The sequence below is a fragment of the Streptomyces sp. KMM 9044 genome (genome assembly GCF_024701375.2).
GTDB lineage: Bacteria > Actinomycetota > Actinomycetes > Streptomycetales > Streptomycetaceae > Streptomyces.
In genome coordinates this window covers 2090283-2103660 of sequence record NZ_CP113910.1, presented here as the reverse complement: position 1 = coordinate 2103660, position 13378 = coordinate 2090283, and the positions used below count along the sequence as shown (strand labels likewise).

Here is a 13378-nt window from a genome sequence, read left to right as displayed (position 1 = left end):
TGCCGGGGTTGCGTCGGGGACCGTGCGGGAGACGTGCCGGGGGCACGTCGGGGGGTCACTTCACGGCGCTGCCCTTCGCCCACTTCTCCCAGCTCGTGTTCCAGCCGCCGAGGCCGTTGTCCGGGGCGACCGTCCGGTCCTTGCTGTTGACCACCTCGACGACGTCGCCGACGAGGCTGCGGTCGAAGAACCAGCCCGCGGGAGTGCTCGCGCCGCCGCCCTTCACATCCCGCAGACCGATGCACCCGTGGCTGACGTTGGTGTCCCCGAAGACGTCGTTCTCGGCCCAGTAGTTGCCGTGCAGGAAGGTGCCGGAGTCGGTCAGGCGGATGGCGTGCGGGACGTCGGGGATGTCGTACTCGCCGCCGAAGCCGACCGTGCGGCTGTCCATCCGGGTGACCTCGAGCATCTCGGTGATCACCATCTTCCCGTTGTACGTGGGGGTCCTGGGCGCTCCGGCCGTGACCGGCACGGTGGCGAGCACCTCGCCGTCCCGGCGCACCTCCATCGTGTGCCGGGACGCGTCGACCACCGAGACCTGACCGCGCCCGACGGTGAACGAGAACGTGCGGTGCTGGAGCCCGTAGACACCGGGCGCGCCCTCGACGTCCCGCAGGTCCAGTTCGACGGTGACCTCGGTGCCGGGCTTCCAGTACTTCTCGGGACGGAAGTCGAGGCGTTCCCTGCCGAACCAGTGCGGGCGGATGTCGACGGCCGGACGGGAGGTGACGCGGACGGCGCGTTCGACCGCCGCGCGGTCGGCGATCTCGCGGTTGAACGCCAGGGAGACGATCATCCCCGTGCCGACGACGGAACGGTCGTCCGGGGCGACATAGCCGATGAAGCGCTGCTCGGGGACGTACGTGGTGAAGGTGGTGTGACGGGCCGAGCGGCGCCCGTCGCCGTCCAGGGCGACGGCGTCGACCGTGTACTTCGCGGCCAGCGCCAGCCGTTCGTCGTCGGGCTTCCAGCTCCGCCCGTCGGCGGAGATCCGGCCGGGGACCGGGGACTCCTGCGCGTCCTGGGACCGGACGACCCTGACCGACTTCAGCCGGCCCTCGGACGCCCGCACCCGCAGCACCTGGCCGGGGCGCACCTCCTTGCTGGCGTCGGCGGGCACGACCCGGATCACCTCTTCGGGTCCCGGGGGGCCGGACGCCCCCGCGACGGGGCCGTCCGAGGTACAGCCGACGGCTCCGACCAGCAGTCCTGCCCATGTCACTACGGCGGCCAGTGCGGCCCTCGCGCGCAGTGCGCGCCCTTGTACGTGGCTCACGCGCTACCCAACGACGGTGTGCGCCGCGGGGAAACGACCATGCCTCCCCTCGGGGGAAGCACCCCTCTTCGCCCGGCCCCGCCCCCGCACCCCGCAGGGACATGCGTGCGCGCCCCCGCTCCGGGGGCGACGCGGGGTGCGCCCCGGGAAACACCGGGGCGCACCCCGACGTTCCCCGGGGAGACGTGAGTGCACGGCACGCTCTGGGCAGAACTGAGGGGAGGACGACGCGCCGGGGAGCCGCGGCCGGAGCCGGGGAACGCCCAGAGGACTGGGCGCCGCACCCCCCTGCCCGCCGTCGTCCCATGACGAGCCGCGGGAGGCTGACAGGTGTCCAGCGCAGCCGAGCAGGAGGCGGTCGCCGGGCGGGAGGCGGCGCCCGGGGCCCGGGTCACCGGCGACGGGCGCCCGGCCGTCGCCGTGAGCGGCGTACGGGCAACCGCGCCGCCGCCGGTGACGGTGCCCGTGCGGCCCGGCCCGCCGGCCCCGTTGGGAGCCCGCTTTCGGACCGGTCCGGACGGGGCGGGGACCGGCTTCGCGTTGTGGGCACAGGGCGCCGAAGGCGTCGAGCTGTGCCTGTTCGACGGGCACGGCGGGGAGAGCCGCGCCCGGCTCACCGAGCTGACGGACGGGGTCTGGCACGGCTTCGTGCCGGGCGTCCTGCCCGGCACGCGCTACGGCTACCGGGTGCACGGCCGCTGGGACCCGTGGACCGGTGCCCGCTGGAACCCGGCGAAACTGCTGCTCGACCCGTACGCCCGCGCGGTGGACGGCGACTACGGCACGTCCGGCCTGCCGCCCCAGGTGTACGGGCATGTCCGGGCCTGGCCGGACCAACAGGTCGCGGACACCGTGCGCGACGACCGGGACTCCGCTCCGTACGTGCCGAAGGGGGTCGTCGTCCACGACGACGACGACTGGTCCGACGACCGCCGGCCCGGGACGCCGTGGGCGGACACGGTCCTGTACGAGCTGCACGTCAAGGGGTTCACGCAGCGGCACCCGGGCATCCCCGGGGAACTGCGCGGCACGTACGCGGGGCTGGCCCATCCTGCCGCGATCGACCACCTGGTGCGGCTCGGGGTGACGGCCGTGGAACTGCTGCCGGTGCACCAGTTCGCGCACGAGGACCATCTGCTGCGGCGGGGGCTGCGCAACCACTGGGGCTACAACTCCGTCGGCTGGTTCGCCCCGCACGCCGGCTACGCGGCCTTCGGGACGGGCGGACAGCAGGTCGGCGAGTTCAAGCGGATGGTGCGCGCGCTGCACGCGGCGGGTATCGAGGTCGTCCTCGACGTGGTCTACAACCACACCGCCGAGGCGAACGAACTGGGCCCCACCCTGTCCCTGAAGGGCATCGACAACCGTGGCCACTACCGGCTCCGGGCCGATGCCCGCCGGTACGCCGACTACACCGGCTGCGGCAACACCCTGGACGTCGTCCAGCCGCACGTACTGCGCCTGATCACGGACTCGCTGCGCTACTGGGTGACCGAGATGGGCGTCGACGGCTTCCGCTTCGACCTGGCGGCGGCACTGGCCCGCACCGCGGACGGGGACGACGTCGACATGCGCGTCCCGTTCCTCTCGGCGATCGCCCAGGATCCGGTGCTGCGCGGGGTGAAGCTGATCGCCGAGCCGTGGGACGTGGGCCCCGGCGGCTACCGGGTGGGGGCGTTCCCGCCGCTGTGGTCGGAGTGGAACGACCGGTACCGCGACGCCGTACGGGACTTCTGGCGGCCCGGCGCCGCGGACCTGCGGGAGATCGGCTACCGGCTCTCCGGTTCGAGCGACCTGTACGACTGGGGCGGGCGGCGCCCGTACGCCTCGGTCAACTTCGTCACCGCACACGACGGGTTCACCCTGCGTGACCTCGTGTCGTACGAACACAAGCACAACGCGGCCAACGGCGAGGGCAACCGGGACGGCACCGACGACAACCGCTCCTGGAACTGCGGCGCCGAGGGCGAGACCGACGACCCGGGCATCCTGTCCCTGCGCCGGCGACAACTGCGCAACCTGCTGGCCACCCTGCTGCTCTCGACGGGTGTGCCGATGCTGGTCGCGGGTGACGAGATGGGGCGCACCCAGCGCGGCAACAACAACGCCTACTGCCAGGACAACGAGACCGGCTGGGTGGACTGGGAACTGCTGGCCCGGCCGGGCTGGCAGGCCCTGTTCGACCTCACGTCCAGGCTGATCGCCCTGCGCCGCAGCCATCCGGTGCTGCGCCGCCGCACCTTCTACTCCGGACACGCGCACGGTGCCGAAGGCCTGCGCGACCTGGCCTGGTTCACCGCGCGGGGCACGGAGATGACCGAGGAGGACTGGTACGCGCCCACCGTCACCCTCGGCATGTACCTCTCCGGCCGGGACATCCCGGACCGGGACGAGCACGGTGAGCGCGTCCTCGACGACAGCTTCCTCGCCGTCCTCCACGCCGGCGACGAACCGGCGGACGTCCGCCTCCCGGGTCCGCCATGGGCCGAGCGCTACGAGGTCCTCGTCGACACCGGCCGGGAGGACCAGGGGTCCCCGCCGGCCACGCCCCACCTCGCGGACACGACGATCACGGTCGCGGGACGGACGGTGCTGCTGCTGCGCGTGGTCGGGTGACGTGCCGCACCCCCGGCCGGACACCGGTCCGTTGCGCGGCCCGTGCCCGGGGGCCGGTCTCAGCCGAGGACGCCGCGGTCGTAGGCGGCCGCCACGGCCGCGGCACGGTCCTTGACGCCGAGTTCGGCGTACAGGTGGGTGAGGCGGGTCTTCACGGTCGCCTCCCTGACGAAGAGTCCGCGGGCGATCTCGCGGTTGGAAGTGCCCCGGGCGACCAGGGCGAGGACCTCGCGCTCCCGTGCGGACAGGGGCGCGGACCGCGGTTCGGCGGTGGGCGCGCGGACCGCGGAGACCAGGCGGGGGCCACGGCCGGGGAGAGGACCGTACGGCCCTCGGCTGCCGCCCGTACGGCCGTGAACAGGTCCTCGCGCGGCGCGTCCTTCAGCAGGTAGCCGGTCGCGTCCGCCCCGATCGCGGGCAGGGTGTCGGAGTCGGTGTCGTAGGGGGTGAGGACGAGCACCTTGGCCCGCGCGCCCCGGCGGGCCGGCTCCCGGATGGCGTCCACGCCCGGACCGCCCGGCATGCGCAGGTCCATGAGGACGGCGTCGGGGTCGAGGGCTGCGGCCCGCTCCGTCGCCTCGACGCCGTTCGCCGCCTCGCCGAGGACGCGGAAGCCGGGCCCGGACTCGAAAGATCTCGCCCTCCTCGACGGCGAAGGAGAGGCCGTGCACGACGGGCCGGACCCCGTAGGACTTGCGCAGATCGGTGACTTCGATGACGGGCACGGCACCAAGCCTTCCGGGGGAGGGGGGCTCGCACATCGGCCGTCCCGCTGGGGAGGCATCAGCCGATCGGCTGATGGAGTGATACGACTCCCGCGTTCTCCGGGGACGGCCGGCCCGAGCCGCAGGCCGTAGGTCCGAAGGCCGAGCATGGTCCGGCCAAAACTCGGTGGGCAGGGTCAGTGACGATCCGTAGGCTCGCTGCTGATGGCCACCACACTCCCACCCCCGCCCCCACCCCTCGAAACGCGCGAAGCGTCCTCCACGGTTCGTACGTTGCTGCGTCTGTGGCCGTACGTGCGGCCCGTGCGGGCGCGGCTGCTGACCGCCGCCGTCGTCGCGATCCTCGCCTCGTGCATCGGCCTGGTCATCCCGTTGGTCCTGAAGTGGATGGTGGACGGCCCGATCGCCGACCGGGATCCGGCGGGTGTGTGGCTCGGCGCGCTGTACCTGCTGCTGCTCGGACTCGCGGAGGCACTGCTGTTCGGGCTCCGGCGGTGGCTGGTGGCGCGTCCGCTGGCGGGGGTCGAGGCGGGGATGCGGGCGGGCCTGTACCGGCGCCTGCAGCGGCTGCCGGTGGCGTTCCACGATCAGTGGCCGTCGGGGCAGTTGCTGTCCCGGGGGACCACGGATCTGATGCTGGTGCGCATGTTCCTGGCCTTCCCACTGACGTTTCTTCTGGTCAACGGGGTGACGATCCTCGTCGGTGTGATCATCATGCTGATCCAGGACTGGGCTCTTGGACTGGTCGTCCTGATTCCCGCCGTGCCGGTGGTGGTCACCTGCCTGATCTTCGAGAAGCGGTACTCCAGGGCGTCGCGGCTCGGACAGGACCAGGTCGGCGATCTGACGACGGTCGTCGAGGAGAGCGTGCTCGGCATCCGTGTCATCAAGGGGTTCGGACGGCATCGCAGCCAGGCCCGGGTGTTCCGGAAGCTGTCCGAGGATCTGCGCGGGACGGAGCTGCGCAAGGCCCGGCTGCTCGGCGCCATCATGAGCGTCATCGTGACGCTCCCGGAGCTGGCCATCGGCACGACCCTGGTGCTGGGGGCCATGCGGGTGGCCGACGGGGACCTGTCCGCGGGCACCCTGGTGGCGTTCCTGTCGACGGCCCTGGCGCTGCGCTGGCCCGTGGACTCGATCGGCTTCCTGCTGGCGATGAGCCAGGAGGCGGCGACCGCGACCGAGCGGTACTTCGAGGTGATGGACACCGAGGAGGAGGAGCCGGGCCCCCACGGCGCACGGACGCCGGCCGCCTCCACGGGCGACGACGGGCTGCGCTTCCACGACGTCACCTTCCGCTACCCCGACGCCCCTTCCGGGTCCCCGCCCGTCCTGGACCGGGTCGACCTGCACATCCGTCCCGGCGAGTCGATGGCCCTGGTCGGCGCGACCGGCAGCGGCAAGACCACGCTCACCGCCCTGGTCCCCCGGCTGCACGAGGCGACCTCGGGGCGGATCACCCTCGACGGCACGGACATCACCGCGCTGTCCCGCGAGGAGTTGCGGTGCAGGGTCTCCGTCGCGTTCGAGGAGCCGGCCCTGTTCTCGGCCGCGGTGGGGGAGAACGTGCTGATGGGCGCCGGGGCCGCTGCCGGGAAGGACGAGCTGGAGCGGGCGCTGGGCGTGGCGCAGGCCGACTTCGTGCACGCGCTGCCGCAGGGCACCGACACCCAGGTCGGCGAGCAGGGGCTGAGCCTGTCCGGCGGGCAGCGGCAGCGTCTCGCGCTGGCCCGCGCGGTGGTCGGGCAGCCCGACTTCCTGGTACTGGACGACCCGCTGTCCGCGCTCGACGTGCACACGGAGGCCGCGGTCGAGGCGGCCCTGCGCCGGGTGCTCGCGGACACCACGGCCCTGATCGTGGCGCACCGTCCGTCCACGGTCCTGCTGGCCGACCGCGTCGCCCTGCTCTCCGGCGGCCGGATCACGGCGGTCGGCACCCATCACGAACTGCTGCGCACCAACGCCGAGTACGCCCACCTGATGGCCGGCGACCCGGTGGGACAGAAGGAGGAGCAGCGATGACGGCGGCCCCCACCGCGCCCGTCCGTGACGAGGACGGCAAGAACGGCAAGAACGGCAAGAACGGCAAGAACGGCAAGAACGGCAAGAACGAGGCACGGCCGGCCCCGGCGACCGGTGACCCCTTCGACCGGGACGTCCTGCCCACCCCACCGGGAGCCAGCGGGGTCCTGCTGCGCTCCCTGCTGGCACCGATGCCCGGCCGGGCCGCCCTGACGGCGCTTCTGCTGCTGCTCCAGCAGGCGGCGGTGCAGGCGGGCCCGCTGCTGGTGGCGTACGCGATCGACCGGGGCGTACCCGCGTTCCGGTCCGCCGACCACGGGCCGCTGATCGCGGTGGCGGCGGGCTATCTGCTGTGCGCGGCGTCGGGCGGCGTGCTGCAGTACGCGTTCATCGCCACCGCCGCCCGGGTCAGCCAGGACGTGCTGCTGGATCTGCGCGGCCGCATCTTCCGGCACGCGCAGGCACTCAGCGTCGACTTCCACGAGCGCTACACCTCGGGCCGGCTCATCTCCCGCTCCACCACGGACGTCGAGTCGCTGCGGGAGCTGCTGGAGGAGGGCCTGCAGGAGTTGGTGACGGTCATCGTGTCCTGCGTCTACATCTCGGTGCTGCTGCTCTGGCTTGACCTCGGACTCGGCGCGGTGGCGGTGGCGTCCTTCGTCCCGCTGTACGCACTCATACGGTCGTACCGGCGGCGGGTCTCCGAGGTGTACCGGCAGCGGTCCACGGCGATCGCCGCGGTGATCGTGAAGTTCGTCGAGACGATGAACGGCATCCGCCCGGTGCGCGCCTTCCGCCGCGAGTCCGCCAACGACGTCGCGTTCCGGGAGCTGAACCGGCGGCACGAGCGGACCAACGGCGACGCGCTCCTCGAGATGGCCCGCTATGTCGTCGGCTCCCGGGTGACCGCCAACACCACGGTCGCGCTGGCCGTCCTGTGGGGCGCCCACCGGGTGGCGGAGGGGACACTCGCGCTCGGTGTGCTGGCGGCGGCGGTGCTGTACCTGCGGCGGCTGTACGACCCGATCGACCGGCTGGGCATGTTCCTGAACGCGTACCAGTCGGCGGCGGCCTCGCTGGAGAAGATCGCCGGTCTGCTGGCGCAGGTCCCGTCCGTCCCGGAGCCGGTGGCGCCCCGTGAGCTGCCGGAACTGCGGTCGGAGCACCCCGGCCGCGAGGTCGTCTTCGACGGGGTCCGCTTCGCGTACCGCACCGGCGGCGAGGTGCTGCCCCGCTTCGACCTCACCCTCCCCGCCGGGCAGACCGTCGCCGTGGTGGGCTCGACCGGCGCCGGCAAGTCGACGCTGGCCAAGCTGCTCGCCCGCTTCTACGACCCCACCGACGGCCGGGTCCTGCTCGGCGGCGTCGACCTGCGCGACCTGTCGGGGCCCGAGCTGCGGCGCGGGGTGGTCATGGTGACGCAGGAGGCGTTCCTGTTCTCGGGCACGGTCGCCGACAACATCGCCCTCGGCCGCCCGGAGGCCGGCCGCGCGGAGATCGAGCAGGCGGCGAAGGAGATCGGCGCGCACGACTTCATCTCCTCCCTCCCGGACGGCTACGACACCGACGTACGCAAACGCGGCGGCCGCATCTCGGCCGGTCAGCGCCAACTCGTGGCCTTCGCAAGGGCGCTGCTGGCCGATCCCGCCGTACTGATCCTGGACGAGGCGACCAGCTCACTGGACATCCCCGGCGAGCGCGCGGTGCAGCGTGCGATGACGACGGTGCTGAAGGGCCGTACGGCGGTCGTCATCGCCCACCGTCTGTCCACCGTGGAGATCGCGGACCGCGTCCTGGTGGTGGAACGCGGCCGCATCGTGGAGGACGGTCCCCCGGCCGAACTCGTCGCGGGCACAGGCCGCTTCGCGGACCTGCACCGGGCCTGGCGGGACAGCCTGGCGTAACGCGCGAGCGGCCCCGGTGCGGGGTGCGGCACCGGGGCCGTCGGCATCGGTCGCCGTGCCGTGTCTGCCGGGGGCCTCCGGGCCCCTGGCCGGGTGTGATCGACCGCACCGGGCCGGCTGCCGTTAGTCGCCGTTAACCTGCTGCCATGACCGTACATCTCGAAGTAGCCGAGGGCGTCGGCACGCTCCGCCTGGACCGCCCGCCCATGAACGCGCTGGACGCCGCCATGCAGGACCGGCTGAAGGAGCTCGCAGAGGAGATCACGCGCCGCGACGACGTGCGTGCCGTGGTGGTCCACGGAGGGGAGAAGGTGTTCGCGGCGGGCGCGGACATCAAGGAGATGCAGGCGATGGACCACACCGCGATGGTCCTGCGCGCCCGCGCCCTGCAGGACTCCTTTACCGCAGTGGCCCGCATTCCCAAGCCGGTGGTGGCCGCGGTGGCCGGCTACGCGCTCGGCGGAGGCTGCGAACTCGCGCTCTGCGCGGACTTCCGCATCGCCGGGGAGAGCGCCAGGCTGGGCCAGCCCGAGATCCTGCTCGGACTGATCCCGGGGGCCGGCGGCACCCAGCGCCTGGCCCGCCTCATCGGCCCGTCCAGGGCCAAGGACCTCATCTTCACGGGCCGTCAGGTGAAGGCCGACGAGGCGTTGGCGCTGGGTCTGGTGGACCGGGTGGTGCCCGCCGCCGAGGTCTACGAGCAGGCGCACGCGTGGGCCGCGAGACTCGCGAAGGGCCCCGCGATCGCCCTGCGCGCGGCCAAGGAGGCGGTCGACACCGGTCTGGAGACCGACATCGACACCGGCCTCACCGTCGAACGCAACTGGTTCGCCGGCCTGTTCGCCACCGAGGACCGCGAGCGGGGGGTGCGCAGCTTCGTGGAGGACGGCCCCGGCAAGGCAAGATTCCTGTGAACACCCCTGCGGGGGATGGTCATTGACGTGACGTCTGATCCGGATCCCTCGATGGGGTGGTTTATGGGAGCCTTAACGCACCCTTAAGCCTGTCGTGTCGAGGGAGCCTGTCGATTGCCGCGCAGCGAGCCGTCTCCGCAGGCCGAGTGGGCCGTCGGCACCTCCGAAGTGCCAGAGGCATATGCCGCCGGGCTGCCCTGTGGTGGGGGCGTGCGGGGGGTGCATTCCGCCGGAACGACCCCGGACGCCCCGCCGGACATCCATGATGGGGGGCATGGCGGGGCTGGAGGGCAGGGAACAGCCGCGGGGAGGCGGACGTGCGACCGCGTCGCGCTGGTCGCCGACGGTCGAGGACGAACACGCCCAAAGGGCACTGGAGTTGTTCGGCGATCCGTCACAGGCGGAGGTCCCGCTGCCGTCCCGCCCGGAGTCCGCGGCCGCCGCCCGCCGGCTCACCCAGGTCGTGGTCCTGCGCCACTGGGGCCTCGGGGCGGCGATCACCGAGGACGCCGTCCTCCTCGTCTCCGAGCTCGTCGGCAACGCGGTGCGCCACACCGGCGCCCGGGTCTTCGGCCTCCGGCTGCGCCGTCGTCCCCGCTGGATCCGCGTCGAGGTCCGCGACCCGTCCCGCGGCCTGCCCTGCCTCATGCCGGTTCAGGAACTCGACATCAGCGGACGTGGCCTCTTCCTCGTCGACGCCCTTGCCGACCGCTGGGGCGTCGACCTCCTGCCCCGGGGCAAGACGACCTGGTTCGACATGCGCGTCACCGACCGCTGAGCCGAAGCGCCGGCCGGTGAGCGGGAGCCCACTCCTCCAGGGCGGCGTGGTCGGGGAAACCGGCGGCGTTGGTGTCCACGGGGTCGTGGGTGCGCTGGTGAGAGCGTCACGCCGCCTTGACGAAGACGAAGGACAGACCGTCGGTGTCGTAGGGCGAGGACTGGTGCGAGCTCACGTCGATGCCGCGCAGCATGAGGTCTCCCTGAAGCACCGGTGAGGGGAGGGGAGCCGGGTGGAGCCGGAGGCGTCGGGGGAGCCGGATGGGCCACTCCTCTTGTGAATCACTCCTCCCGCCGTGGCACAGGACGCCCGCGCATGTGGTGGAAATGTCGGCTTCTCGCCGTTCGGGGGACCGGCCTGCCGTGACCTCACACGCCACAACGTCCCCTTGGAGTCCCTCCGGCGTCTTCTCTTCGCCATGTATTGATTACCTGGCACGAGTGAACTACCCCGAGGGCGAAGAGCTTTGGTGCGCGCCGACGGTCCGGGGCGCGGTCGCTCCGGGCGCTGCGCAGAACCCGTTGGGGGTTTGGTTCGGTGGGAGTCCTGGTGGGCCGTGGGGCCGCGGACGCACTGGCCTTTCGTGTGCCGGGGCCGCTGGAGGTGAGTGACACCGGCGGCCCCGTCGGTGCCGGTCCTCCGCAGCGCCGCCCGCTTCCGCCGCGTCTGCTCCTGGAAGCCGGCCCGTTTGCCTCATCCGGCTGCCGGCCGCCCCGGTCGGCCGGCGACAAGGTCTGGCCGAGTCCGACGCCGTTGACCGCGGGTGGCGTACGTGCCACGCGCGCGGGGGGACGAGGCCCCGATGGAAGGAGCGACGTGTTGACGACTGGCGGTGCGCCGCGTACACGCGCCGAATGGCATGCTGCCCGGACGGAGAACCTCTGTACCCGCGGGGCGCGCTTCGTCACCGGCTCGGACATCGCCCGCACCGCCCGGGCCCTCGCCCTGGAGCCCCGGCATGTCACACAGACCGCGCCCGAGGCCGCCGACGATCCGGCCGGAATCCTCACGGCCGGCGGTCGGCGCCGGGTGGACCTCCGCCTCGCGAACGGCTCGCACGGCTGCGTCTTCCTGCCGCGCACCTCCGGTGGCCTCGGCCGCTGCGGACTCGGCGACCTTGCTCCCGTCTCGTGCCGGGCGTACCCCGCCCGTCTGGGAGACCGCACCGCCCCGGCCCCGGCGGCGGATACCGAGCAGACCGGTGCCACGCCGTCCGGCGGGCCCCGGCGGTGGACCGAGAAGGACCTCGGCCAAAAGCCGCTGACGGAGGTCAGGAACGACTGGACGGCGGACCGCGACCACTGGTTCGAGGTCGTCAAGCGGTGGAACGCCCTGGCCGCCGAGTACGAAGGCGCCAAGCCGGCCGACGGCGAACCCGGCATCCGCGACTTCCAGCACTACCTCCTGGAGGCGTACGCCGCCCGCGAGGCGGGCACGGCCTGGCCCGGGGAGGCGACGTCGTGAACGGAAGCGGAGTCAATGCCGCCGGATGCGCCACCTGCACGGGCGACTGCTGCCGGAGGTACAAGGTGGGCGTCACCGCTGCCGACATGCGCAGGGTCGCCGCCGGAACCGCGCTGCACCCCGAGGAGTTCATCACCCTGCTCAAGGACGGCACGGGATTCCCCCCGGCCCCCGGGGGGCCGACCCTCGACCTCTCTCTCGTGCGCAGGCCGGAGACCGGCGGATGCGTGTCCCTGATGGAGATCGACTCGGGCAAGGCCCGCTGCGGTGTCTACGCCCATCGCCCCCTGGTGTGCAGCAACTTCCCGACCACCCTCGAACGGGGCGCGGTCGGCATCCGACAGGACACCGTCTGCGGACCGGACTCGTGGAATCTCGCCGCCATGGAACTGATCACGTACCGGCGCGACCTCGAACGCAGCCGCGGGGCATGGGCGGAGCACCGGCGCCTGACCCGGAAGTGGAACGCCGCCGTGGAGCGGGGCGAGCGGGAGCGCACCGCCCGGGAGCTCCACGACTTCCTGCTCGGCCCCGACCGGACCGGCCGATGAGACTGCAGAGAGACGAGCGGCCGGACGAACGGTCGAGCGAACCTCGCGGTGACCGGCGCGACGGCCCGGTCGGGCCCTGCGGGCCGGAGGTCCCCTCCGCGCCGCTCGACCGGCTCCTCGCCGCCTCCGTCGCCCGGCGGTTCTACCTCGGCAACCAGTCGAAGGTGGAGATCGCCAAGGAGTTCGACATCAGCCGCTTCAAGGTGGCCCGCCTTCTCGACGCGGCGGTGGCCCACGACATCGTGCGGATCGACATCACCGTCCCGGCCGAGATCGACGCCCCGCTCGGGCAGGCACTGGCGGGACGGTTCGGACTCCGGCACGCCGTCGTGGTCAACCTGATGGACGGCGAGGGCGCGGAGGGCGGCACGGCGCGCCCGGCGGGCCCGGCGGGCCGGCACCGGGTCAGCCGCTGGCTCGGCACGGCGGCGGCCCAACTGCTCTCGGCGACCGCCGAGGAGGGCGACGTCATCGGGCTGGACGGCAGCCCCGAGGTGGACGCGCTCAGCGAGGCGGTCAACCGGCTGCCGCCGTGCGACGTCGTCCAGCTGACCGGAGTGCACGGACCGGACCTCGCCCGCGATCCCGCGGTCGCGGCGGTGCGCCGTACCGCCGCGGCCGGTGGCGGCGGTGCCTTCCCCCTCTACGTTCCCTTCGTCCTGCCGGACGCCGCGACCGCGACGGTCCTCAGGAGCCAGCCGGCCGTCGCCGGAACGGCGCACCGCTTCGGCCGGATCACCCGGGCCGTCGTCGGCATCGGCGCGTGGGGCGCCGGCCTGTCGACGATGTACGACGCCCTGGGCGACGCGGAACGCGAGACGTACCGGGCGTCCGGCGCGTGCGCCGATGTGGCCGGCCACGTCCTCGACGCGTCCGGCGAGGTGATCCGCACCGAGCTGAACGCCCGCATGATCTGCGTGAGCGCCGCCGAACTCCGTGCCGTGCCCGAGCTGATCGGCGTCTCGGGCGGTGCGCGGGGCGCCGAGGCGATCCGCGCAGTCCTGAAGTCCGGCCTGCTCACCTCGGTCGTCACCGACACGGCGACCGCCCGCCGTCTGCTGTGGCACGACGGCGCGGACGACACGGCGCGGACGGTCTCGTCGCCCCGAACCACCGAATGAGGACAGC

9 protein-coding genes and 2 pseudogenes are annotated in these 13378 nt (G+C 73.0%); 8 read left to right on the top strand and 3 right to left on the bottom strand.

The window, feature by feature from the left end; translation table 11 throughout:
• Nucleotides 1–55: 55 nt before the first annotated feature.
• The gene (locus tag HUV60_RS09290) at nucleotides 56–1276 is read right to left on the bottom strand and encodes a L,D-transpeptidase (RefSeq protein WP_257847866.1); all 1221 of its coding nucleotides are present in this window, start codon (nucleotides 1274–1276) and stop codon (nucleotides 56–58) included.
• 330 nt (nucleotides 1277–1606) lie between these two features.
• On the opposite strand from HUV60_RS09290, the gene glgX reads away from it, so the two are divergent.
• Complete coding sequence (glgX, locus tag HUV60_RS09285; protein WP_257847867.1) at nucleotides 1607–3892, top strand: glycogen debranching protein GlgX; 2286 nt, start codon at nucleotides 1607–1609, stop codon at nucleotides 3890–3892.
• Between the two features lie 59 nt (nucleotides 3893–3951).
• Here the strand turns inward: glgX and HUV60_RS09280 are convergent.
• Nucleotides 3952–4523: pseudogene (locus tag HUV60_RS09280) on the bottom strand (response regulator); the annotation flags it as partial.
• Nucleotides 4524–4821: 298 nt separating this feature from the next.
• On the opposite strand from HUV60_RS09280, the gene HUV60_RS09275 reads away from it, so the two are divergent.
• The 4 genes from HUV60_RS09275 (at nucleotide 4822) to HUV60_RS09260 (ending at nucleotide 10235) form a co-directional block, all read left to right on the top strand.
• On the top strand, nucleotides 4822–6639 hold the full coding sequence (locus tag HUV60_RS09275; RefSeq protein WP_257847868.1) for an ABC transporter ATP-binding protein: 1818 nt from the start codon (nucleotides 4822–4824) through the stop codon (nucleotides 6637–6639).
• Entirely contained in the window at nucleotides 6636–8543 is a 1908-nt protein-coding gene (locus HUV60_RS09270) for an ABC transporter ATP-binding protein (RefSeq protein WP_257847869.1), read from the top strand. The genes HUV60_RS09275 and HUV60_RS09270 overlap by 4 nt, the downstream gene beginning before the upstream one ends.
• A 146-nt stretch (nucleotides 8544–8689) precedes the next feature.
• On the top strand, nucleotides 8690–9457 hold the full coding sequence (locus HUV60_RS09265; RefSeq protein WP_257847870.1) for an enoyl-CoA hydratase/isomerase family protein: 768 nt from the start codon (nucleotides 8690–8692) through the stop codon (nucleotides 9455–9457).
• A gap of 274 nt (nucleotides 9458–9731) precedes the next feature.
• Nucleotides 9732–10235 carry an ATP-binding protein gene (locus HUV60_RS09260; protein ID WP_257847871.1) on the top strand — a complete coding sequence of 168 codons (504 nt, stop codon included), beginning with the start codon at nucleotides 9732–9734 and terminating at the stop codon, nucleotides 10233–10235.
• A gap of 112 nt (nucleotides 10236–10347) precedes the next feature.
• On the opposite strand, the pseudogene HUV60_RS09255 reads toward HUV60_RS09260, so the two are convergent.
• Nucleotides 10348–10428 (bottom strand): annotated as a pseudogene (locus tag HUV60_RS09255) (muramidase); the annotation flags it as partial.
• A 626-nt stretch (nucleotides 10429–11054) separates the two neighbouring features.
• Between HUV60_RS09255 and HUV60_RS09250 the strand changes: the two are divergent.
• Genes HUV60_RS09250 through HUV60_RS09240 form a run of 3 tightly spaced genes read left to right on the top strand, consistent with a single transcriptional unit; the run spans nucleotide 11055 to nucleotide 13371 of the window.
• Nucleotides 11055–11699, top strand: a complete 645-nt coding sequence (locus HUV60_RS09250; protein WP_257847872.1) for a hypothetical protein — start codon at nucleotides 11055–11057, stop codon at nucleotides 11697–11699.
• Nucleotides 11696–12250 carry a YkgJ family cysteine cluster protein gene (locus HUV60_RS09245; RefSeq protein WP_257847873.1) on the top strand — a complete coding sequence of 185 codons (555 nt, stop codon included), beginning with the start codon at nucleotides 11696–11698 and terminating at the stop codon, nucleotides 12248–12250. Before HUV60_RS09250 ends, HUV60_RS09245 begins: the two co-directional genes overlap by 4 nt.
• Nucleotides 12247–13371 (top strand): sugar-binding transcriptional regulator, encoded by a 1125-nt coding sequence (locus HUV60_RS09240; protein ID WP_257847874.1) that lies wholly within the window; start codon nucleotides 12247–12249, stop codon nucleotides 13369–13371. Before HUV60_RS09245 ends, HUV60_RS09240 begins: the two co-directional genes overlap by 4 nt.
• Nucleotides 13372–13378 lie beyond the last annotated feature (7 nt).

Excerpts from the sequence above, each read along its gene's own strand:
- HUV60_RS09275 (WP_257847868.1), top strand. The coding sequence starts at position 4,822 with ATGGCCACCACACTCCCACCCCCGCCCCCACCCCTCGAAACGCGCGAA.
- HUV60_RS09270 (WP_257847869.1), top strand. The coding sequence starts at position 6,636 with ATGACGGCGGCCCCCACCGCGCCCGTCCGTGACGAGGACGGCAAGAAC.
- HUV60_RS09265 (WP_257847870.1), top strand. The coding sequence starts at position 8,690 with ATGACCGTACATCTCGAAGTAGCCGAGGGCGTCGGCACGCTCCGCCTG.
- HUV60_RS09260 (WP_257847871.1), top strand. The coding sequence starts at position 9,732 with ATGGCGGGGCTGGAGGGCAGGGAACAGCCGCGGGGAGGCGGACGTGCG.
- HUV60_RS09240 (WP_257847874.1), top strand. The coding sequence starts at position 12,247 with ATGAGACTGCAGAGAGACGAGCGGCCGGACGAACGGTCGAGCGAACCT.